The organism is Gluconacetobacter dulcium, assembly GCF_014174165.1.
GTDB classification, from domain to species: Bacteria; Pseudomonadota; Alphaproteobacteria; order Acetobacterales; family Acetobacteraceae; genus Gluconacetobacter; species Gluconacetobacter dulcium.
On sequence record NZ_JABEQN010000017.1, the window covers coordinates 75,877 to 98,816 of the forward strand.

The 22,940-nt window shown below is 64.1% G+C and carries 18 protein-coding genes; 12 read left to right on the plus strand and 6 right to left on the minus strand.

Annotated elements, in window-relative coordinates; genetic code table 11:
- Positions 1–205 precede the first annotated feature (205 nt).
- On the minus strand, positions 206–469 hold the full coding sequence (locus HLH25_RS13905) for a BrnA antitoxin family protein (RefSeq protein WP_182974629.1): 264 nt from the start codon (positions 467–469) through the stop codon (positions 206–208).
- Positions 429–701, minus strand: a complete 273-nt coding sequence (locus HLH25_RS13910; protein ID WP_182974630.1) for a BrnT family toxin — start codon at positions 699–701, stop codon at positions 429–431. Before HLH25_RS13910 ends, HLH25_RS13905 begins: the two co-directional genes overlap by 41 nt.
- 507 nt (positions 702–1,208) lie before the next feature.
- Between HLH25_RS13910 and HLH25_RS13915 the strand changes: the two genes are divergently transcribed.
- On the plus strand, positions 1,209–1,397 hold the full coding sequence (locus tag HLH25_RS13915) for a hypothetical protein (RefSeq protein ID WP_182974631.1): 189 nt from the start codon (positions 1,209–1,211) through the stop codon (positions 1,395–1,397).
- A 56-nt stretch (positions 1,398–1,453) separates the two neighbouring features.
- On the opposite strand, the gene HLH25_RS13920 is transcribed toward HLH25_RS13915, so the two are convergent.
- Both HLH25_RS13920 and HLH25_RS13925 read right to left on the minus strand, forming a co-directional pair.
- Positions 1,454–2,830: an amino acid permease gene (locus tag HLH25_RS13920; protein ID WP_182974632.1), complete on the minus strand. Its 1,377-nt coding sequence runs from the start codon at positions 2,828–2,830 to the stop codon at positions 1,454–1,456.
- A gap of 87 nt (positions 2,831–2,917) precedes the next feature.
- Positions 2,918–3,691 (minus strand): SDR family oxidoreductase, encoded by a 774-nt coding sequence (locus tag HLH25_RS13925; protein WP_114728638.1) that lies wholly within the window; start codon positions 3,689–3,691, stop codon positions 2,918–2,920.
- A 156-nt stretch (positions 3,692–3,847) separates the two neighbouring features.
- Between HLH25_RS13925 and HLH25_RS13930 the strand changes: the two genes are divergently transcribed.
- From HLH25_RS13930 to HLH25_RS13960, 7 genes are all read left to right on the plus strand, one after another.
- Positions 3,848–4,750 carry a LysR family transcriptional regulator gene (locus tag HLH25_RS13930; protein ID WP_182974633.1) on the plus strand — a complete coding sequence of 301 codons (903 nt, stop codon included), beginning with the start codon at positions 3,848–3,850 and terminating at the stop codon, positions 4,748–4,750.
- 87 nt (positions 4,751–4,837) lie between these two features.
- Positions 4,838–5,128, plus strand: a complete 291-nt coding sequence (locus HLH25_RS13935) for a YtcA family lipoprotein (protein WP_182974634.1) — start codon at positions 4,838–4,840, stop codon at positions 5,126–5,128.
- A gap of 2 nt (positions 5,129–5,130) precedes the next feature.
- Positions 5,131–6,180, plus strand: coding sequence for a multidrug transporter subunit MdtN (gene mdtN, locus HLH25_RS13940; protein WP_182974656.1), 1,050 nt, complete (start codon positions 5,131–5,133; stop codon positions 6,178–6,180).
- The gene (locus tag HLH25_RS13945) at positions 6,161–7,960 is read left to right on the plus strand and encodes an FUSC family protein (RefSeq protein WP_182974635.1); all 1,800 of its coding nucleotides are present in this window, start codon (positions 6,161–6,163) and stop codon (positions 7,958–7,960) included. Before mdtN ends, HLH25_RS13945 begins: the two co-directional genes overlap by 20 nt.
- Positions 7,957–9,549: a TolC family protein gene (locus tag HLH25_RS13950; RefSeq protein ID WP_182974636.1), complete on the plus strand. Its 1,593-nt coding sequence runs from the start codon at positions 7,957–7,959 to the stop codon at positions 9,547–9,549. Before HLH25_RS13945 ends, HLH25_RS13950 begins: the two co-directional genes overlap by 4 nt.
- A 248-nt stretch (positions 9,550–9,797) precedes the next feature.
- Positions 9,798–11,300 (plus strand): acetaldehyde dehydrogenase ExaC, encoded by a 1,503-nt coding sequence (gene exaC, locus HLH25_RS13955; RefSeq protein ID WP_182974637.1) that lies wholly within the window; start codon positions 9,798–9,800, stop codon positions 11,298–11,300.
- Between the two features lie 239 nt (positions 11,301–11,539).
- Positions 11,540–12,823, plus strand: coding sequence for an NAD(P)/FAD-dependent oxidoreductase (locus tag HLH25_RS13960; RefSeq protein WP_182974638.1), 1,284 nt, complete (start codon positions 11,540–11,542; stop codon positions 12,821–12,823).
- 3 nt (positions 12,824–12,826) lie between these two features.
- On the opposite strand, the gene HLH25_RS13965 is transcribed toward HLH25_RS13960, so the two are convergent.
- Positions 12,827–13,531: a TetR family transcriptional regulator gene (locus tag HLH25_RS13965; RefSeq protein WP_310889113.1), complete on the minus strand. Its 705-nt coding sequence runs from the start codon at positions 13,529–13,531 to the stop codon at positions 12,827–12,829.
- Positions 13,532–13,919: 388 nt separating this feature from the next.
- Here HLH25_RS13965 and HLH25_RS13970 point away from each other — a divergent pair, with 388 nt between their 5' ends.
- The 3 genes from HLH25_RS13970 (at position 13,920) to HLH25_RS13980 (ending at position 18,670) form a co-directional block, all read left to right on the plus strand.
- A complete protein-coding gene (locus HLH25_RS13970) occupies positions 13,920–14,624 on the plus strand; it encodes an HAD family hydrolase (RefSeq protein ID WP_246402341.1) in 705 nt (234 codons plus the stop codon).
- Positions 14,625–15,234: 610 nt separating this feature from the next.
- Positions 15,235–17,040 carry a P-loop NTPase family protein gene (locus tag HLH25_RS13975; protein ID WP_182974639.1) on the plus strand — a complete coding sequence of 602 codons (1,806 nt, stop codon included), beginning with the start codon at positions 15,235–15,237 and terminating at the stop codon, positions 17,038–17,040.
- Positions 17,027–18,670, plus strand: a complete 1,644-nt coding sequence (locus tag HLH25_RS13980) for a GTPase (RefSeq protein ID WP_182974640.1) — start codon at positions 17,027–17,029, stop codon at positions 18,668–18,670. Before HLH25_RS13975 ends, HLH25_RS13980 begins: the two co-directional genes overlap by 14 nt.
- Before the next feature lie 410 nt (positions 18,671–19,080).
- Here the strand turns inward: HLH25_RS13980 and HLH25_RS13985 are convergent, their stop codons facing one another.
- Positions 19,081–20,547, minus strand: a complete 1,467-nt coding sequence (locus HLH25_RS13985; protein ID WP_246402344.1) for a mannitol dehydrogenase family protein — start codon at positions 20,545–20,547, stop codon at positions 19,081–19,083.
- Positions 20,548–20,853: 306 nt separating this feature from the next.
- On the opposite strand from HLH25_RS13985, the gene HLH25_RS13990 reads away from it, so the two are divergent.
- Positions 20,854–22,929 carry a glycogen debranching protein gene (locus tag HLH25_RS13990; protein ID WP_182974641.1) on the plus strand — a complete coding sequence of 692 codons (2,076 nt, stop codon included), beginning with the start codon at positions 20,854–20,856 and terminating at the stop codon, positions 22,927–22,929.
- The last annotated feature ends 11 nt before the right edge of the window (positions 22,930–22,940 follow it).

The following is a 22,940-nucleotide window of genomic DNA, read 5'->3' on the forward strand; positions in this document are numbered from 1 at the left end:
TTTCCTGTTTACCGTCCGGTGGCTCGTCGGTTTCGGCGGCCGAGCCGCGCAGGACCAGATCAAAAACCTGTCGGACCAGATCAGAGACCTGAAGTCGGATCTCGACGAGCGGGAGGACACGATCGTCGCCCCGCGCGACCAGGTCGCCGCCCTGACGGTGCAGGTAGCCCTGCTGACCCAGCAACTCCAGATCAAGTCGGTCCCGTCATCCAGCCCGCCTCAGTGCGTCGCGTAGCGCATCGTTAATCCGGCCCTGCCAGCCCGGCCCGGTGTCGCGCCACCCGTCCAGCACATCCTGATCCAGGCGCACCGACACCAGTTTCTTCGGGTTTGTCGAACGCGGCCGACCTTTCCGGACGACCTTCTCGCCCTGCCGGATCTCGGCCTGATCGAAAAACGCCTCGGTCAGTTCCGGCGCATCGTCCGGGTCAACCCATGCGGGCGCGCCAGAGAGCTTCTTCTCGGTCATGTGCATGCCTCATCGAAATAATGCGGCGAGCCGCGCCGCGCGGGGTCCAGACCAGAACAACCAGACGGCCATCGAGATCGCCGGCGGTGATGAACCGCTCTTCACCATAGTCCTTGCGATCATCCGGCACCGTCGCGGTCAGGCCCGAAAACACGATCGCGGCGTCGGCGAAATCAAGCCTGCGCTCGGAAAGTGTGATGGCCCGTTTGGCCGGATCGAACTCAATGTCCATGACCATTCTTGTAGCTACATTTAATGAGGGCGTCAAGATTTTCTGTATCTACATAAAGACGGGTTTCCCCCGCGCGCGCGGGCCGCCGACAGGCTGGCTTGCGATTATGCGCAAGTTCGCAAGGCCGTCCCTCGGGGCGGCCTTTTTGATTCCTGCTCGCCAATGGAGCCCATCATGGAGATGGATTCGCTTGCCGTCGCGGCTCTGCTGCTGCGCCGGCTGGAGGGCCTGCGCCTGGCGCCCTACCGGGACATCGTCGGGCTCTGGACCATCGGCTGCTGACCGCAGCCGGCGAGCGTCACAACAGCCACCCACAACGCAATCCAGTGCCTCGTCCCCGTCTCCCTTCCCCGACCATCCCAGAACAGCGCATTCGCGCCACGCGTGATTCGTGACCGACCATGGCGACATGCCCATGCCCAGCCGACATCCCGCCAGATCCGGCAGGTCACGGCAGATCCACGGCCAAGGATTGCACATGGCTCCAACGTGAGGGAAAACCCATCCATGGACATATTGACGATGGCCCGCGCCATGGGCGCGGCACGGGCAGAATTGAGCCGTCAGGCTGCCGAGGGGTCTGCCGCTCCGACCGTCGGACTCGACGGCTGGCCGACAGACGTGACGATCGACGGCCGCGTGGACATGGAAGCCTTGGTGAAAGCCGTGCTGGCCGCGGCCACGACCGGCGCGTAAAGCCGGGCGCAGCGCCCGAAACAAGGCTCACGGGCCGTCATGTTCCGCCGATGGCCTCACACCACCGAGGCCCCGGCCCGCCGCGCCGACAACCGGCCATGCAGCAGCACCAGCACCGTTAGCCACGCCGCATCCAGCAGGAACGGCACATACAACCGCCCGCCCCAGACGATATCCAGCCCGATCGCCAGCAGGAAAGCGATGGCCAGCCAATTGCTGACCGGCGCCCCCGGCAGCGCCGCCACCACCCTGCGCGCGCCATCCGCGCTGCGCCGATAGGCCAGATGCGCCACCATGATCGACGCCCAGACGAAAATCAGCAGAAACGCCACCCCCTGGATCGCGTAACCGAACAGCCGGTCGGGCAGGAAATAATTCAGCACCACGCCGGCCAGCACGGTCGCGAACGAAGCCGCGAACGCCATCGCGGGCACCCCCGACGCCGAGCGCTCGCGCAGCCGCGCCGAGGCCATGCCGCTTTCCGACAGCGACGCCAGCGTGCGGCTGGTGGCATACAGCCCGGCATTGCACGACGACAGCGCCGCCAGCGCCATGACGCCATTGATCGCCTCGCCCGCCATCGGCAGCCCCATATGCTGGAAGGCCAGCACGAACGGGCTGTGCGTGGCATCCGCCTCGCCCCACGGCACGATCGCCATGATCACGGCCAGGCTACCCACATAGAAAACGATGATCCGCCCGACGATGCCATTGATCACGCGCGGCAGCACACGCACGGCGTCATCGGTCTCCGCCGCCGTCAGCGCGATGATCTCGGTGCCGCCGAAGGCGAACAGCGCCATCGGCAGGATGGCGGCAAACCCCGCCATCCCGTGCGGCAGCATCACCCCCGCATCCCACAGATGGCCGAAGGAAGCATGTGCGCCCCCCGGCCCGACATGCCCCAGGATCGTGACCAGCCCGCAGCCGATCAGCGCCAGGATGGCCCAGATCTTGATGATGGCCAGCCAGAATTCCATCTCGCCGAAGGTGGCCACGGCGCGCGACCCCACGGCCAGCAGCACCCCTCCCAGCACGGCGGCGACCGCCCATTGCGGCACGTCCGGCATCCAATGGCGCACGAAGATACCGGCGGCGGTGATTTCGGAAATGCACACCAGCGTCCAGATCAGCCAGTAGCTCCAGCCGACCAGGAATTCCATCCGCGCGCCCAGATACCGCCCGACGAAGGCGTTCAGCGTCCGCCCCTCGGGGTCGGACAGCGCCAGTTCCGCCGCCGCCCGGCCGATCAGGAACACGACGATCCCACACAGCACATAGGCCAGCAGCACCGACGTTCCCGCCTGCTGGATCGCCCCGCCCGAGCCGAGGAACAATCCGGCCCCAACCGACCCGCCCAATGCCATGAACAGAATATGGCGCTGCTTCAGACCCAAGAACCGTCCCCCCGAAACGAACAGGGGCGGCGCCATGCCGCGCCGCCCGGACCGTCACCATAGACACGGCCCCAGCCGGCGCAAAGCCGGATCGCGGAAGGAACGACCTGCCGACCGGCCCGATTACTTGGTCGTGTAGCCGCCATTGATCAGGATGGTCTGGCCGGTGATCCACCAGCCGTCAGAAACCAGGAAACGGATGAACGGCGCCACGTCCTCGATCTCAGTCAGGCCCGTGGGGCTGAAGGCCGAAAGCGCCGCCGCCTGCTTGTGATAGGCCACGGCCTCCGGCGCCTCCTGCCCATAGAAAAACGGCGTATCCATCGGCCCCGGCCCGACCGCGTTGACCGAAATCCCCCGCGCGCCGAACTCCTTCGACGCCGCGCGGGTATAATGCTCCACCGGCGCCTTGGCCCCGGCATAGGTCGAATAGAACGGCGTATAGGCCCCCAGCAGCGACGTCACCAGCGTCACCAGCTTGCCGTTGTCCTTCAGATACAGCCCCGCTTCCTTGATGAAGAAATAGGCCGCCTTGGAATTGATCGCCGCCATCGCGTCGAATTCGGCCTCGGTGGTCTCGACGATCGGCTTCTTCAGCACTTTGCCCACGGTATTGATCGCGATATCCGGCCGACCGATCGCCCCCACCGTATCGGCGAACAGCCCGGCACAGGCCCCGGCCGTGGTCAGGTCGGCCTGAAAAGCCACCGCCTCGGCCCCCGCCGCGCGAATATCGGCCAGCGTCCGCTCGGCGTCAGGCCGCGAGGAATCGCTGTTGTAATGGATCGCAATCGCCTTCGCGCCGGCCGCCGCCAGGTCGCGCGCGATCAGCCCACCCAGATTCTTCGCCCCGCCGGCAATCAGGACCGTCTTTCCGCTAATGCTGTGATCGGCCATCTCGATGGCTCCTTCCCGTCCCTCCCCCGCCGGATGCGGGAGATCATGCGGCCCACGATATCATTCCAAAAACGCGGATAAATTTGCGTTTCCGAACAACACATGTCGTAGAATCCGAACAAGCACTCCCATGTCGCGAAAGTTTGGAGGGAAGCGATGGACCGCATCGACCTGTTCCGCATCTTTGCCCGCGTGGTGGAAAGCGCCAGTTTCACCCGCGCAGCCGCCACGCTGGACCTGCCGCGCTCGACGGTCTCGACCGCGATCCAGGACCTCGAGGCCCGGCTGGGCACCCGCCTGCTAGCCCGCACCACCCGCCGCGTCGCCCCCACGCCCGACGGCGCGGCCTTCTACGAACAATGCGTCCGTCTGGTCGCGGACATCGAGGAAGCGGAAAGCCAGTTCCGCCGCGATCCCGCCGGGCCGCGCGGCGCGCTGCGGGTGGACATGCCCGGCCGCATCGGCCGGCTGGTCGTCGCCCCCGCCCTGCCCGACTTCCTCGCCCATTACCCCGACATCACCATCGAACTGGGCGTAACCGACCGCGCCGTGAACCTGATCGAAGACGGCACCGACTGCGCGCTTCGCGTCGGCCCGATCCATGATTCCGCCCTGATCGCCCGCCGCATGGGCGAATTCCGCCTGCTCAACCTCGCCAGCCCGGCCTATCTGGCCCGGCACGGCATCCCCCGCCACCCCGACGACCTGCCGGCCCACCAGGCGGTGCGCTACGCCTCGCCCGCCAGCGGACGGGTGGAACCCTGGGAATGGATTCAGGACGGCACGTTGCGCACCCTCACCCTGCCCGGCCGCGTCACCGTCAACAGCGCCGAAGCCCTGATCGCCTGCTGCCTCGCCGGGCTGGGCATGATCCAGGTCCCGGCCTTCGACGTGCAGGACCATCTGCGCTCCGGCGCGCTGGTCGACCTGCTGCCGGACTGGCGCGCCGAGCCCATGCCGCTCACATTGCTGCACCCCCATCGCCGCCACGCCGCCCGCCGGGTGCGGGTGTTCGCCGACTGGCTGGCCGGCCTGATGGCGCCGCTTTTACGCAGTTGATCGTTTTTTTCCGTTTTTTTGAAAAAAGAACCGGCAAAACCTTCTAAAGGGAGAGAGATGGAATCCTGCCAGCCCATGCGGAGCCCAATGAGACAAAAGTCTTTTTGCTTCTTTTTATCCCCAAAAAGAACAAACCTGCTCCCCCTCCTCGCCCTGAACGGCTGCGCGCTGCACGGCGCGCCCTCCTTCCCGATCGTCGGCGCCTATTTCCCGGCCTGGATGCTGTGCGCGCTCACGGGCGTGGCGGTGGCCGTCGGACTGCGCGTGGTCTTCCTGCTGACCGGCATCGACGCCCTGCTCAGTTTCCGGCTGTTCACCTATGTCGCCCTGGGCACCCTGGCCGCCCTCGCCCTGTGGGCGCTGGCGTTCGGGCCATGAGCATGGAGCGGGTACGCATGGGCGGCAAAAGCCGCATCGGCATCCTCATCGCCGTGGCCTGCATCGGAGCCGCCACGCTCGCGGGCCTGCATGTCGCCCATCAGGACGATTCCTATCCGTCCACCGACAGCGCCGCCATCGACGCCGAACTGGTGCATGTCGCCTCCGTCGTCGGCGGCCGGCTGATCGACCTGCCGGTGCACGAGAACCAGCATGTCCACAAGGGCGATCTGCTCTACCGCCTCGACCCCGAACCCTACGCGCTGACGGTGCGCCAGGCCGAAGCCAACCTGGCGCTGGCCACGGCGGAACTGGTGAACCAGCGCCGCCTGCTGGCCGTCCGCACCGCCCAGGCCGCCACCGCCCGCGATCAGGTGACGCGCGCCCAGACCAACCGCGACCTGACCGACCGGACAGTCACGCGCCTGGCGCCATTGGCAAGCCACGCCTACGTCCCGCTGCAACAATACGACCAGGCCAAAGTGGCGCGGAACGATGCCGAAATCTCGCTGTCCCAGGCCCGCCAGCAATCGGCGGCGGCCAACGTCGCGATCGGCGACCTCGCCAGCGCCACGGCCGCCCAGGCCGCCAGCCAGGCGGCACTGGACCGCGCCCGCTACGAACTGCGCCAGACGACGGTCACCGCCCCGGCCGATGGTTACGTCACCAGCCTGCGGGTCAAGGCCGGCGAAGTCCTGGCCCCCTCGCAGGTGCTGTTCACCCTGATCGCCGACGACGCCTGGTACGCGGTGGCCAACCTGCGCGAACTCACCCTGCCCATGGTCCACCCCGGCGATTGCGCCACGGTCTATTCGATGATCGACCGCCGCACCCCGATCCAGGGCCGGGTGGAGAGCATCGGCTGGGGCGTGCTCTCGGCGGACTCCGCCGGCCTGGCGCGGTCGCTGCCGCTGGTGCCCAGAGAGATGGACTGGGTGCATGTCGCCCAGCGCTTTCCGGTGCGGGTCCGCCTGCAAGGCGCCACCCCCACCCTGCTGCGCATGGGCGCCACGGCCACGGTCGAAATCCGCCATGGCGCCGCCTGTCCCTGACATGACCGACGCCCCCCTGACTCCGGCACGTCTCTGGCGCCTGGTGCGCGACCCTACGCCGGGCCGGCTGGGCTACGCGCTGCGCATGGCGGCCGGCTGCACGGCGACGGTGCTGGTCGGCGAAATCTGGCAGGTGCCGGATCTCGCGGTGCCGGCGCTGGTCACGATGGCGCTGTGGCAGAAAGACCGTGTCACCAACGCGGTCGCCGGCATCGCGGTCAATATTCTGATCCTGATCCTGCTGCTGCTGATCTACGGGCTGATCGGCCTGACGCTGGATCACCCGCTGGCGCTGGTCGCCGCCATCACCCTGCTGTCGCTCGGCTTCTTCTTCCTCGGCTCGGCCAGCAAGCTGAAGCCGATGGCCTATATGCTGGGGCTGATCGTGGTCTACGGGCTGGTGGCCATCGACCAGGTGCCGGTCGGCGAAGTCGTCACCCGCGCTCTGCTCTATACCGACCTGTTCCTGGCGGTGCCCGGCGCGGTGATGGTGGTGCTGGGCCTGCTGATCTGCCCCTCGCCGCGCCGGGTCCTGACCGACGACATCGCCGCCCGCCTGCGCGTCAGCGCGGCCCTGCTGCGCGGCACCGACGCCGAAGCCCGCGCCCATGCCACCGACCTGCTGCGCGAAGGCGCCACGGGCATGGCGAAATCCCTGCGCATGGCCGGCCTGGAACGGCTCTGGCGCCCGGCCGACCTCGCCTGCCTGCATCAGGCCGCGGACTCCGCCGTCGCCGTGCTGGCCCTGGCGGAGGCCGAAGCCACACGCGCCCCCGACGCCCCGCCCCCACAGGCCCTGATCGACACGCTGGAGCACATGGCCGCCATCTTTGCCGAGGGCGACTACCCCACCGCCATCGTCGCACCCGCCACGCCCGCCGACCGGCCGGCCTGCGCCACCATGGCCGCGCTGCTGGCCGTCTTCACCACGCCCGCCCCGCCGCCGAAACAGCCGGACACACCCGCGGAAAAGAAAAGCGGCTTCTTCACCCCCGATGCGTTCACCAACCCCACCCATGTCCGCTTCGCGGTGAAAGGCACCGCCGCCGTCATGAGCAGCTACCTGCTGTTCCGGATCGTCGACTGGCCGGGCATCCACACCTGCATCATCACCTGCTTCATCGTCGCCCAGCCGACGATGGGCGAGATGATCGCCAAGCTGACACTCCGCATCAGCGGCGCCCTGATCGGCGGCGCCATCGGCATCGCCGCCATCATCTTCGTCCAGCCCCATCTTCAGGACATCACCGGTTTCCTGATCCTGGTCTTCGCGGTCTCGCTGCTGGCCGCCTGGGTCAAGACGGGCGACGAGCGGATCGCCTATGCCGGCTTCCAGATCGGCCTGGCCTTCTACCTGACCGACCTCAAGGGCTACGGCCCGACCAGCGACATGACCACCGCCCGCGACCGGATCGTCGGCATCATGGTGGGCAACGCCATCACCTACGCCATGTTCACCAGCTCCTGGCCCACCAGCGCCTATGACGGCATCGCCCGGCGGCTGAACGCGGTCGCGGCCCTGCTGCGCCGCCAGCACGCGGCCACGACGCGGCAGGAACAGGCCGCCTGCGTGGCGGCCCTGCAATCCGCCGTCTCGCAGGGCGAACGGCAGGTGGAATACGCCCTGGCCGAACCGATCCACATGCGCGCGGAAATGGACCGGATCATATCGTTCCAGACCGGCTTCGCCGACGCCGCCCGCCTCGGCGCCGACATGCTGACCGACCCTCATACCGAAACCGCCACACGCATCGCCGCAGTAGAAGCCCGCGCCTCATGACCCGCCACCGCCAGACCGTCACCGTCACCGCCACCGCCACCGCCACCGCCACCCTGCTGCTGCTCGCCGGCTGCGCCACCTCCGAACTGGCCACCGCCCCACCGCGCCCCGACCGCCCCTGGACGCCCGATGTCACGACGGAAGGCGCGATCGTCCCCCCCGGTCACGGAAAGCGCGGCCTGACGCTGCCGCCCGGCTACAGCCTCCCCGCCGACCCGGAGGTCGTCACACGCGGCGCATCGCCCGCTCTGCCGGCACGAACGGCCCAGCCCTACACGCTGGCCGACCTGATCGACATCGCGCAATCCGCCAATCCCCAGACCCGCCGCGCCTGGAACACGGCGCGCGACGCCGCCCTGGCGGTCGGTATCGCCCGCAGCACCTACCTGCCGCACCTGACGGCCACGGTGGTCGGCGGCTGGTCCCACAGCCATGGCCAGACCTCCGATGCGTCGCTGGCCATCAACGGCTACGGCACCCTGCCCCTTGCCAACGGTCCCGGCACCAGCAATTCCGGCGCGGGCGAGGTCCAGACGCTGGGCCTGGAATGGCTGCTGTTCGATTTCGGCCGGCGCGAAGCCACCATTGCCGCCGCGCGACAAGCCCAGATCGCCACCAATGTGCTGTTCACGGCGGCGCATCAGAAGGTGATCTACGCCGTCACCACCGCCTTCTACACCCACGCCGCCGCCACCGCCCGCGTCCGGCTGCTGCACACCGCCCTGGACAACGCCCAGCATGTCCAGCAGGCCGCCGAGGCCCGCCTGCACCAGGGCCAGGGCACGATCCTCGACGTGACGCAGGCCCGGCAGGCCACCGCCCAGGTCGCCCTCCGCCTGGTCCAGGCCGAAGGCGAGGACGAAAACACCTACCTCGCCCTGCTGACCGCAACCGGCGTCTCCGCCGACACGAGGATCGGCCTGGAAGACGTCTCCGGCCGCCCCCTGACCCAGGACGACGCCCGGCTGAGCGAGGACATGGTCAAGCGCGCGGTGGCGCGGCGCCCCGACGTACTCGCCGCCTACGCGGCGGCGCGGGCGGCGCACAGCCGCGTCAGCGCGGCACGCGATGCGTTCCTGCCCAGCATCTTCATGACCGGCAACGTCTCCTACGCCACCGGGCGGATGAACCTCACGTCGGTGCCCGGAATCGGCAGCGATTCCGCTCCCACCCTCAATCTTTCCGCCAACCGCTTCAGCAGCCTGGTTCTCGGCGGCATCAGCGTGCCGATCTTCGACGGCGGCCTGCGCGCCGCGGTGGTCAAACAGGCGCAGGACCAGTCGGACAGCGCGGAAGTCACCCTGCGCCAGACGGTCAACGACTCCATCCAGCAGATCGTGGCGGCGGAAAACGCCGTCCGCACCGGCCTGCACGCCTACGCCGCCGCCACCAGCCTGCGCACGGCCTCCCAGACCAGCTTCGACGCCGCCCTGACCGCCTATCGCAGCGGCACCGGCTCGATCACCCAGGCCCAACTGGCCCAGAACGGCCTGCTGGATGCCGAGATCAGCCGGTCGGACGCCTATTACGCCACCCTGATCGCCGCCGCCGGCCTCGCCTTCGGCACCGGCGCACTGGGCGGCACCTGATGCAGGACTCGTGCCGGCCGGGCTGCTCTTTTCAAAACAAGTCAATTTTTACATAAGATTTTTTAAAGCCGCTTTATGGCACTCAGTGCCATTTTTCACGCGGATGTGACCTCCACCCCGATTGCCGGACGCCCCCCCGTCTATATAACGCGGTATACAACAACTGGACCAGCCCGGTCCTGTTTGATGTCCGGCTCCCTTTCCGGCCACCTGTCGGATCGGGCCGTCGCAGTCCAAGGAGTGTCCGCATGTCTGTCAACGAACAGCCCCCCTTCAAGGCACGCTACGAGAATTATATCGGCGGAGAATGGGTTGCCCCGGTCAAGGGCACCTACATGTCCAACATCACGCCGGTCGATGGAAGCGTGCTGTGCGAGGTCCCGCAATCCACCGCCGAGGATATCGAACTGGCGCTGGATGCCGCCCACAAGGCATTCAAGGGCTGGGCTCACACGTCGCCCGCCGACCGCTCGCTGATCCTGCTCAAGGCCGCCGACCGGATGGAGCAGAATCTCGACCTGCTCGCCCGTGCCGAGACGTGGGACAACGGCAAGCCGATCCGCGAGACCCTGAACGCCGACATCCCGCTGGCGATCGACCATTTCCGCTATTTCGCCGGCTGTATCCGCGCGCAGGAAGGCGCGCTGAGCGAAATCACCGATACCACGATCGCCTATCATTTCCACGAGCCCCTGGGCGTGGTCGGCCAGATCATCCCGTGGAATTTCCCGCTGCTGATGGGCTCGTGGAAGCTGGCCCCGGCGCTGGCCGCCGGCAATTGCGTGGTCATGAAACCCGCCGAGACCACCCCCGCCAGCATCCTGGTGCTGATGGAACTGATCGGCGACCTGTTCCCGCCCGGCACGCTCAACATCGTCAACGGCCTGGGCCGCGATGTCGGCTCCGCGCTGTCCAACAGCCACCGCATCGCCAAGATCGCCTTCACCGGCTCCACGCCCACGGGCAAGATGATCGCCCACGCCGCGGCGGAAAACCTGATCCCGGCGACGCTGGAACTGGGCGGCAAGTCGCCGAACATCTTCTTCGCCGACGTCATGGACCATGACGACGACTATCTCGACAAGGCGATCGAAGGCTTCGCCCTGTTCGCGCTCAACCAGGGCCAGATCTGCTCCTGCCCCAGCCGCGCGCTGGTGCACGAATCGATCTACGAGCGCTTCATCGAGCGCGCGCTGCCCCGCGTCAAGGCGATCAAGCAGGGCAACCCGCTGGACCCCACCACCATGATGGGCGCCCAGAACTCGCTGATGCAGCAGAAGAAGATCCTCGATTACATCGACATCGGCCGGAACGAGGGCGCCGAACTGCTTACCGGCGGCGGCACGCCCGATCTCGGCACCGTGCTCAAGGAAGGCTTCTACGTCCAGCCCACCGTCTTCAAGGGCAACAACAAGATGCGCATCTTCCAGGAAGAGATCTTCGGCCCGGTGCTGGCGGTCACGACCTTCCGCACCGAGGAAGAGGCCCTGGCCATCGCCAACGACACCGAATTCGGCCTCGGTTCGGGCGTCTGGTCGCGCAACGCGAACACCTGCTACCGCATGGGGCGCGGCATCGAAGCCGGGCGTGTGTGGATCAACTGCTATCACGTCTATCCGGCGCACGCCGCCTTCGGCGGCTACAAGAAGTCCGGAATCGGTCGTGAAACACACAAGATGGTGCTAGAGCACTACCAGCAGACGAAAAACCTGCTGGTCAGCTACAGCGAGAAGAAGCTCGGCTTCTTCTGAAAACCAGACCGGACGGGCGCGCTGGTGGCGATCCGCCGCGCGTCCGCTATACTCCGGGGCACGCGGCCATCGAGGCCGCTCCGCTCCGGCGTGCGCGGACACATGCCGGGCGCGGCCTGTCCGGCCGCTCTCGCGCACCAGCCCACCAGTCCGGCTGGTGCCCAGATCACCGGGCGGGCGCTCCCAACGGTGCCCCTCCCACCCGTGGCAACCCCTTGCAGATGGACCATGAAGACGCGATGGCGACAAAACCGGAAATTCTCATCGTAGGGGGCGGCGTCGCGGGACTGGCCCTGGCCACCCGGCTGGGCGACACGCTGGGCCGTCAGGGGCTGGCCCGGATCACACTGATCGACAAGAGCTTCTCGCATGTCTGGAAGCCCATGCTGCACTGCTTCGCGGCGGGCACGGCGCAGAACGAGAACGACCGCATCAGCTTCATGGCGCAGGCCAGCAACCGCCATTTCGAATTCTGGCCCGGCGAGATCGTGGCGCTGGACCGCGCGAACAAGCGCGCCATTCTCGGCCCGTTCCGCTCCGCCGAGGGTGAAGTGGTGCTGGAAAGCCGCACGGTCGAATATGCCGCCCTGGTCCTGGCCATCGGCAGCCGCGCCAACGATTTCGGCACCCCCGGCGTGGCCGAACATTGCCTGTTCATCGACAATCTGGTCGAGGCCAACGGCTTCAACGAAAAGTTCCGCATGGAGCTTCTGCGCGCCTATGCCGTCGGCCAACCGCTCGACATCGCCATTGTCGGCGGCGGCGCCACCGGCACCCAGCTCGCCGCCGAACTGCACAAGGCGCTGGATCTGGTCGCCCTGCATTCCTTCGGCACGACCCCGCCGCAACTGCGGATCACCCTGCTGGAAGCCGGCCCCCGCGTGCTCCCCGCCTTCCCCGAAGCCGTCTCCACAGCGGCGCAGCGCCAGCTTGAGAGCATCGGCGTCTCGGTCCGCACCTCGGCCATGGTCTCCGGGGCCGACGCCGAAGGGCTGAGCCTGAAGGACGGCACGCGCATTTCCGCCACCCTGCGCGTCTGGGCCGCGGGGGTGAAGGCACCGGACGTCACGTCGGCCTTCGACGGGCTCTCCCTCAGCCGCTCGGGCCAGATCCTGGTCCACCCCAACCTGCAATCGCAGGATGACCAGCATATCTTCGCGATGGGCGATTGTTCGTTCATCTCCGCTGACCCCCTGCCGCCCACGGCGCAGGTCGCCCGCCAGCAGGCCCATCACCTGGCCCGCCACCTGCCGGCGCTGCTCCGCCACGGCATCCCGGTTCCCAACTGCGTCTTCCGCAACAAGGGCGCCATCGTGGCCCTGGGCAATTACAATGGCTGGGGCACGCTTCCGGGCGGCACCGTCTTCGGCGGCGGCTTCCTGCACGGCCTCAGTGCGCGGCTGGGCCATCTGATGCTCTACCGCCAGCATCAGGTGGAACTGTACGGCCTGTTCCGTGGCCTGATGTCCATCCTGGCCGACCGGATCGACGCGTTCGTGCGGCCGTCGGTGCGGCTGGACTGATCGCTACGCGGGCCGTGCCCGTGACCCCCCCAGGGCCGGCCGCCCTCTGGAAACCCATTCAGGGTCTTCCGACAGGCGGGGCAGAAGCTCCGCCTGCAATACCAGCACCCTGCGCAGGATCGGCACCAGCGCCGGCCGCCCGCGCAGCCTGATCCATTCGTCCAGCGCCGTGCGAAAGGCCGCGATCCCCGAGCGCGCGGCCACCCGCGCCGCCAGTGCCTGATCGGGCGAAGCCGGCAGCCGGCTGGCCAGCGCGACCGCCAGCGCATCTTCCCACCCCGCATATTTCCGCAGGCTGACCGACAGCAGCGCCGGCGTACGCTCGATCAGACAGACGAAGGCGAACGCCTCGGCACGGTTCTTCGCCATCTCCGGCACCACGGCTTCCAGCGCCGTGCGAATGATATCCGGCGGGCTGAAATCCGCCGGGCAGGATTCGACACTGGCCGTCAGCACATCGGTCATGTTCTGCGCCCACGCGGTCACGATATCGGCCTTGGTCGGAAAATACCGAAACAGCGTCCGCCGCGAAATGCCGGCACTGGCCGCGATCTCGTCAACCGTGGTGGCGTCGAACCCCTGGGTCGACAGTAGGCGCATCGCCCCTTCGATCAGCGCGGCATGCGTCTCGCTCCGCCGCGCCTCCCGCCGGGACGGCGCGGAGACAGAGGCTGCACCACGCAGAGAAGAAACCAGGGACCGGGACACGGGCAAGACAGGATCGCTCTCGAACAGAAATGACCGGCGAACCGGTCGGACAAACAAGCAGGAAAAAGGAAGCCAGCAGACTACCAGCAGACTATCGGCCCACAAAATCATCCCGACCGGGCAATAATAGACGCGAATGCCAAAAGCCTCCACCCTCCCGCGCCCCCTGCCCGCGCATTGCCGACAGGCCGCCGCACACGCCCCACCATGCAAAGCCGGCCGGCAAGGCTCTCCCCAACCCGATCCACCATCGCCGCACGCCACGCAGACACCCTGAATTCCTCTTTTAAATCAATACCATTTACGAAACATCTCTTCCCGGGTTGCACCAGGCCCGACCAACGGTCGATAATGCGCGCGAAAGAAACAGCAGAGAGACGCATAACGCATGCCGGGATACCCGTTCCCCCACCACCTGACCGCATCCTCCTTCCAGGCCGTCAAAGGCGTGATTTTCGACATGGACGGCCTGTTGCTGGACAGCGAGACCCTGGCGATGGACGCGCTGGCCGAAGCGGGGACCGACCTCGGATATGACGTGCCGCTGGCCTTCTGCCGCGGCATGATCGGCATGCCGGCCGACACCTGCCGCCAGATGGTGCACGACACCTACGGCACCGATTTCCCGCTCGAACGCTTCTTCGCGTTGCAGGAAGAGCATCTCCGCCGCTACGTCGACAGCGACCGTCTGGTGCTGAAAAAGGGCGTCACCCCGCTGCTGGACCTGCTCGACCGGCTCAGCCTCCCCCGTGCCATCGCCACCTCGTCCAGCCGCTACCGCACCGACCACCACCTGGAACTGGTCGGCCTCCTGACCCGCTTCGACGCCATCGTCACGCGCGACGATGTCACGCGCGGCAAGCCGAACCCCGAACCCTACCTGACGGCGGCGGAGAAAATCGGCATCGCCCCCGAAGCCTGCCTGGCGCTGGAAGATTCCCACAACGGCGCCCGCGCCGCCCACGCCGCCGGCATCCCCGTCATCGTGGTCCCCGACCTCCTGGCCCCCACCGAAGACGTTCGCCAAAAAGCCATGGCCATCGTCGACGACCTGGACCATGTCCGCCACTGGCTGGAACAGGCCCACGCCTGAACGCCCGGAAGCTGTCTGCAACATCATCCGTTCGGCGGCGGTCCGACGCGCGTTTTTCTGCGCTTCGGCGCCCCCAAAGGCCGCCCCATTCCGAAGCGCGAAGCATATATACCGGGCGCAAAACTAAACGACTTCTTCGTTCAACAGGCTGGCTTTACAAGCAGTCTCTGAATGGAAATGCTCGCCCAAAAGCCCCCGCGCGCATCTCTACACACATTCCAAAAGATCGAAGGGCGGGCAACAAACCCCGTCCGCCCTCGACATCTCGTTTTTATCAATTACGGCTGCTTCCGCCTCATTTCGGTCATAAGTAGAGCTTTATTTGGTTTTCGGAAAGCGAACAGTCGGCAATAGTTCTCGTTATCAGCACCTTGGTAAGAACCTCTGGGCTCACGTCGAGGAGTGGCGCGCAGTCCGGTGCGTCATCGAGTCATGGTCCTTCAGCAGAAAACCCGGCAACCTGTACCAATCTTGCCAGCCCATTCCTTAGCTGAAAATGGCATATTTCCAGCAACCAGAAGTTGCAATCAATCCGAAAATAGAAGGGTCTTGAACTAATTGTAACAAACTTTTATAGTCGGATGAATTCTTATTTAATTTGGCTCGGAAAATGGATGCAACTTCTCAAAAAGTCTTGGTGAAAGACCGGCGCCATTTTCTTGATGTCGTCGACAAGATGGTCAGGGTTGAGAACGGTTACGGGTTGGAGGCGCGCTTCTCCTCTCTGAATGCCATCAGTTCTACGTTGTATGAAGCCGTTGAACTGGTGAACGAAGAGGGGGCGAAACTTCCTCCCGTCCATCCGCTACGGGAGGCCAGGCAACATTGGAGCGCTTCGATCGGGGACACTACAACCAGACTGATCGAAGACCTGGCGTCACTTGGCAAGCGGTATGAATTCGCTGGAAAATGTGGCCAGGGGCGTATGGTCTGCGTGTTCGGCAAGGTTAAAGCTGGCAAATCATCGCTCGGCAACTTCGTCGCCTATGGTGTGCCCACACCGCAGGCGGAAGATGTGAAGCGAGCAAATCCCAAACCAGCATTCTTCTACGAGGCTGGTGGCTCGCTCAACGAGGCCATGTCCTCGGAAAAGATGGACCGGCAACAAAGCTTTGGGATAGGCGTTGGTGAGACCACGTCCTCGATCCAGTATTTTTCTTTTCCCGGCTTCACATGGGTTGATACCCCAGGCATCCACTCCGTCAACAGTGAAAACGGCAGGCTTGCATCCCAATACGTCGATACCGCGGATTTGGTCATCTACACCCTGACGTCGAGCAGCCCAGAACGCAGATCTGATATCGAAGAAATCGTCAGTTTGCTCGGGCGTGGAAAACCGCTCCTCATAGTCATAACTGCCTCAGACATCATTGAAGATGACGAGGGCTCGGATGGCGAGCTCATTCAGGCGACGATTATGAAATCTCCCTCGGTGCAGGGTGAACAGCAGGAGAGAGTACGAAATCTCGTTCAAAAGGCAGTTGATGCGGCCGGGCTGAAAGATGCTGATTTCTCCATACTTTCTCTCTCAGCACGCTTTGCCTTTGAAGGAGCCTGCCCGGTCCAGGAACGGTGGACCAGCAGCGGAATGGAGGATTTCTTTTCCACACTGGTAGAGAGATTCAGAACCCAAAAGCTGGATTACAGATCCAGGGTGGCTCTAGCCGATCTCAGGACGTCCCTTCTCAAGTTGAGTGAGGACCTGAAAGTCTATGAAGCAGCCAGCAGCAGGTTCGAAAAAGCCATTTTACAGAAGGAAGCTGAGGTCCGGGTAGAGTGTGGGGCTTTTGAAACAGACATAAAGAAATCGCTTCGCGATGTGACCAACAGCCTGGTGATCAAGAACTCGAAGGATCAGTTGAACCTGGCTCTGAAGAATGAGTTACGAGCCGCGTTCCTTGCTTCGCTCCAGGAGCGCGGCAAGAACCTCTTGGGTCGTTTCGGACGCGATCAGGGGATGCAGGCTTTCCGTGCGAAACTCAAAGAGCCTGACAGAATTCCTCGTTTCCGGGAAATCACGGAAACCAGAATGCATAAGAGTGAACTGGGCAGCAATATCGCTGCCGCAGCCGGTACGGCCATTGGTGGTATCGCAGGAGCGGGGTGGCTGTCGCTCATCACTGCCCCGGTAGGCGGCTTTGTGGGGAAGATGGCTGGTTCACTTCTGGACGGCGAGAAAGAAGTCAAAGTCAGCCATGGCCCTAACATCGGAGAGGTGTTCAACAGTGCATATGCAGTGATCGAAGATTGGGCCAGAGAAAACCGGAAGCAGTTACAGACATCGTTAGAACAGTGGGTCCAGGAAGGAAACCAGACGTCACTGTCTTTTTTCAACGAAGAGGTCCGCGGCATTGCAGCCAGCGTGAACCACAGTGCCAAGCGCATTGAAGAGGAACTGGCAAATGGGAATTCTTGATTTCAACGACATCCTCACCGCGTTTGACAAGGTCAGTCCAATTGTCAGCCGCTGGCTCGGCCCTGAAAAGGTTGACGACCTGGAAGCTAATCTGAAGCTTAAAGCCCAATCCGATCGCCCCCGGATCATGGTTTATGGAGTCTACAATGCAGGTAAAAGCACACTTTTGAACGCTCTGATGGGTGCCGAAAAGGCTTCGATGGCAGATCGGCCGGAAACGGCAGAGGTCAAAGGTTATGACTGGAAAGGCTACTCACTCCTCGATACACCGGGTATCGATGCCCCGATCGAACATGAAAAAGTCACTGAAGAGTCCCTGAACCAGAGCGACGTTGTCCTCTTCGTGGTTGCCGCAGGCGGAACCGCAGCAGAAAACGCTACCTGGGAAGCAATGATGGAGATTGTAGCCAGGAACCGGCGGGTGATGCTCGTTATTAATGACAAGCTCGGGCTGGATCCTGAGGGAACAGACTACCTGACAGTAGTTAATATTGCCAGGGAACACATGCAGATGGCCGCTGAAAAGGCAGGCATCGAAAACGTTCTCGAGCACGTCCCTGTGTGCGTCATAAATGCCCGGACAGCACTAAAAGGTCGCATCGAGGGTAAGAACATGCTGATCCGGAGAAGTGGACTGGAACAGCTTGAAAACCGTTTGTACGCGTTCCTTGAAACCTGTGATTTCGCGACTGTGTGCCGCAGCGCAGCCAAAGATGTCATTGATGTCATTGATGCTGCCAGCACGGCACTCGAGAAGCAGGCGGGAACTGTCGAGAGTCAGAAAGTCGAGGAGTTGGAGCAAGGCGCTCGCAAGGGCAAGGAGCGGATCCGCACCTCAGCAACTTCGACCATTGATACGGTGGTCCTGGAGAAACAAAAACGCGTTGTCGCATTTTGCCGTGCGAAAGCTGACAATCCAGATTATCCCTACTCTGAGATTGAAGAAGTCACAGAGCAAATGAATGGGAAAATCCTGACATTTCTGGTGCGGGAAACGGAAGAGGTCTTCCGCGAGCTAAACCACAACTATATGCCATCCGAGAGTTACACGAAGAAAGACACTCAGTCTGGACGCATTGAGATGGATATAAAGCATGATGCAACCCCGAGTGTTCTAGCTCAAGAGCTAGCCGAAATGTCGAGAAGTCTTGGCCAACAGATCCTGACAATCAGTGCCCAGGATATGTCTGGGGTAGCCGAGAATGTTCTAACCTTTGGAAAAGGCCTTTCGAAGACCTCAGATAGCACTATTCTGAAATCTCTGTTCAAAGGTGTGGGCGAGAAGAAGATCGCCGTTGCTGCCGAAAAAATTGGTAAAGCCGTTGGACCTGCTATTGCAATAGGGTCGGCTCTATACTCCGTCGGTCGCGCGATCCGACAAGATTACGCCCAGAGAAGAGAGAAAGAACGCAGGATGGTAGCGATCCAGGATGCTGCCGATGGGTATCTTTCATCCTTCAAGGATGCCGCAATGGAAATGGTTGGCGAATATATATCTGAGACATTCTCTGACCTGGATGGCCACCTGAAAAATAGCAAAGCTGAGATTCTTAATCAGAACCAGAGCTTGTCCGAAGACCGGACTATCCTGTCACGCGGGCAAACCGAACTCCAGAGGTTGTGCCCTTGAGATGATAGTGCATCGGCAGTTATTTTGAAGTGAGCAGCAGCAACGTCTTTCTGCCTGTGGAGACGATACGTCGGTACGGAACAGAAGTAAGAACCCTCGTCCCTTCAGGGTATCTTAGTGTCTGGCCGAGATCTTTCTATGAAATTTCAACCACTTGCAGGTATGGTAGATTTCACCGGACCTTGAAATCATTGAGTTTTATTCGTTGCAAACTTGGTGGACGGGGTACGTCCCGTTTATAAGGTTTTGAAATTGTTCAAAATGATCTCGACCGGACTCTTAGGGGATGCTGACGTCCGCTTATGCATTCTGTGTTTTCGAAGCCGACCTTCCGCTTCCCCCCCAAAGCTGCCGCCCCCGCATGCTTTCCACCCCAGCTATATCCCGGGCGGGTATGAACTCATCTGCCCTTACGAACACGCTTTCGCAACCTCGCGCAACACAGCCCGCACATCTCCATCGCTCAGCCGCCGCAGCATATCGGCAATAGCCGCCACCTGCCCGTCATGATCCGGCAGAGGCGGCCCGAACACCTCCTCCATCGCCAGAAACGCTTCCGCCTGCGCCCGATGATCATCCCGCGCATCGGCGCAGATCTGCCGCAGCGCATCCGCCCGCGGGTCCGTCAGGCCGATTTCCAGCGCTTCCTGCTCATGCAGCGCAAACCATCGGATCCAGCACGCAATCAGCAGCACCGCCCCCGTCACCGGCCGACCGGCTTCCAGATTCTCCCGCATCGGCGCAATCACCCGCGCGGCCATCTTGGCCGAGCCATTACGCCCGATCCGTTCCACATCATGCGCGATGCCCGGATTGCAGAAGCGCGTCATCAGCCCGGCGGCATAGGAATCCAGATCCTCCTCCGACAGCGCCACCCCGGCCGACTGCTCATGCCGCATGAAATGCGTGGCAATCGCCCCCAGCGCCGGATCGGTCGCCGCCTCGGCAACGGTCGGCAGGTCGGCCAGCCCCCCGGCATAGGCCAGGATCATGTGCGTGCCATTGAGCATCTGCAACTTCGCCCGCTCGAACACACCGACATCGCGCACGAAGCGCGTGCCCGGATGCGCCTCCCAGACCGGCCGCTCACCATCGAAAGCCTGGATGATCCACTGAAACCACGGTTCCGCCGAAACCGGGATCGCATCCTCCACGCCACCGAGAAGCCGCCGTGCATCCTCAACATCCGCCTCCTGAAAAGGCGGCGTGATCCGGTCGACCATCGTATTGGGAAAGACCACATGCGCGCCGATCCAGGCCGACAGCGCATCGTCGCCGCGCAGCGCGGCATAATCCATCACCACCTGCCGCAGCGTATCGCCATTCTCGGCCACGTTGTCGCAACTCAGCACCACAGGCGGCACGCCGCCCCGCTGCCGCACCAGATCGAGCCCCGCCACGAGGATACCGGGCGCGGTATGGGGGAACGGGCGCGACAGATCCTCGCGAATGGCGTCGGATTCCGGGTCCAGCCGCCCTTCGGCGGTGATGTGATAGCCACTGGCCGTCACGGTCAGCGTCACGATCCTGATGAGCGGATCGGCAATCCGGCCGATCAACGCCCCCGGATCGCCCCCGGCGAACACGGCTTCCGAGATCGCCGCCATCACGGACGCCACCGTGCCATCGGGCTCGCGGGTCAGCAATGTGTAGCAATTATCCTGCTGCCGGAGCTGATCGGTCAGCGTCGGCCGCCGCATCGTCGCCGACACGATGCCCCAGCGCAGTCCGTCGTCTCCGGCATGATGGATCGCCGCCTGGGTTGCCGCGACCTGATGCGCGCGATGAAAACTCCCGCATCCCAGATGCAAAATCCCGCTTTTCAACAAGGCCGGATCGAAACGCGGCCTGTAGACGACAGCGGGCAGACTGGACAACGCGGAACGGCTCAATCGCAAAACATCAACCTCCATCTTGATTGTTATCAATATCAATTAAACAGGAATTATAAGGAAATTTCAATGTTTTTCAAACATAAAAACAGAATCGATTTTTTTCCATAAATTAACACAATATTTCATGACATAAAATCTCACACCAAAATACTCCACCGCGCCGCCGCCCAAAAGCGCCGGCACCCGCAATGCCCGTCCTCGCCCCGCTCCAGCCAAAGCGGGATTTTCTCGCCTTCGCGCCACGATCCCGTTAGGCTACGCACACCCCCACCCGTGGCGAGCATGGCCATGCCGAACGCGACGTTGCCGGTCAGCAGCAGTTTCACGGCGTCCGACGGCGCCTCCTTTCCGCCCGGCGCCTTCTGGTTGCCCGAGGAACAGGCGTTCAATTTCAGCCTCTTCTCACGCAACGCCACCGCCATCACCCTGCTGCTCTATCGCGCGGACGATCTCCTCACCCCGTGCCTGCGTGTGTGTTTTTGCCTGCCGCACAACAAGACGGGCGATATGTGGCACGCCCGCCTCCCCGCCGACCGGGTGGGCGACGCCTGTTATTACGGCTACTCCGTCGCCGGCCCGCACCGCCCGGAAGACGGGCTGCTGTTCGACGCCGAAAAACTGCTGCTCGACCCTTACGCACGCGGCGTCTTCTTCCCGCCCGACTTCGACCGCGACGCCGCGTGCAAGCCGGGGCCGACCGCCGGGCGCGCGCCGCTGGGCGTCCTGCCGGAACGCACGGCCACCACGCCCCCGCCCTCCCGGCGCCCCCGACGCCACGATCACGATCTCGTCATTTACGAACTGCATGTCCGTGCCTTCACCCGCGACCCCTCATCCGGCGTGGACCCGGCACAACGCGGCAGCTACGCCGCGCTGACGGCCCGCATCCCCTACCTCAAGGCGCTCGGGGTCACGGCGGTGGAACTGATGCCGATCTTCCAGCGCGATCCGCTCCACGGGACGTTCTGGGGCTACATGCCGCTCAATTTCTTCTCGCCCCACGCGGGCTACGCCTCCGATGGCACGGTCGCCACCTCCTGGCGCGAATTCCGCGCGATGGTCGCCGCCCTGCACGAAGCCGAAATCGAAGTCTTTCTCGATGTCGTCTACAACCATACGGGCGAGGACCATGCCGGCGGTCCCGTCTGGTCCTATCGTGGCATCGACAATCCCAGCTATTATACGCGCGCACCCGGCCTTCCGTTCCGCCCCACCAACCGCAGCGGCTGCGGCAACGACCTGGATGTGGCAGCGCCCATGGTGCGACAGCTCATTCTCTCCAGCGCCTGGTTCTGGATCGAGGAGATGGGCATCGACGGCCTGCGCTTCGATCTCGCCTCGATGTTCTCGGTCGACGAGACCGGGCACATCAATCTCGCGGAACCGCCGATCATCACCGAACTCTCCACCGCCGCCCACATGCGCCAGACGCGACTGATCGCCGAGCCCTGGGTCGGTGACGGCTCGCTGATGCAACTGGGCCGCGCCTTTCCCGGCCGGACCTGGCGGCAATGGAACGCCCGCTTCCGCGACGATATCCGCCGCTTCCTGCGCGGCGATGACGGCTGCGTGCCGGCCCTGATGACCCGCCTCTACGGCAGCACCGACCTGTTCCCCGACGACCGCGCCCACGCCGCCCGCCCCTATCAGAGCATCAACTACATCGCCATCCATGACGGGCTGACGCTGCGCGACCTGTTTTCCTACGACGATCCCGGCCAGATCGCCGCCAATTGCGGCCATCAGGGCATCGACGGCGCACCCGAGCCGGTGCAGGCGCTCCGCCGCCGCCAGACGCGCAACGCCTTCTGCCTGCTGATGCTGGCCAACGGCACGCCGATGTTCCAGGCCGGCGACGAATTCGGCCACAGCCGGGGCGGCGACCCCAACCCATACGACCGCGATGACGAAACCAACTGGCTCGACTGGCGCCAGACGGAAAACGAAAGCGCGCTCCTGCGTTTCGTCAGGATGCTCATCGCCTTTCGCGCCGCCCACCCCTCCATCGCACGCAGCGTCGGCTGGCGCGACGACGTTTCATGGCACGGCGTCGACGGCGGCGAACCGGACCTGCGTCCCGTCTCGCGCAGCCTGGCTTTCTTCCTGCGGGGCGCCGCGATGGCGGATGACGATCTGTATGTCTTCATCAACGGCTGGGACGACACGCTGCATTTCGCCCTGCCCGAGGTGGCGCGTGGCGGCCCCACCCCATGGCGCAGCCTCGTCGATACCGCCGCCGCCCCACCCGCCGACATCCTCACCGCCGAAACGGCAACGCCGGTGAGCGACATGGCGCGCCTGCCCGCCCAGGCCCGGTCGATCCGCGTCCTGCTGCGCACGAGGCCAGACGCGACAATCCGATAACATACACAAGG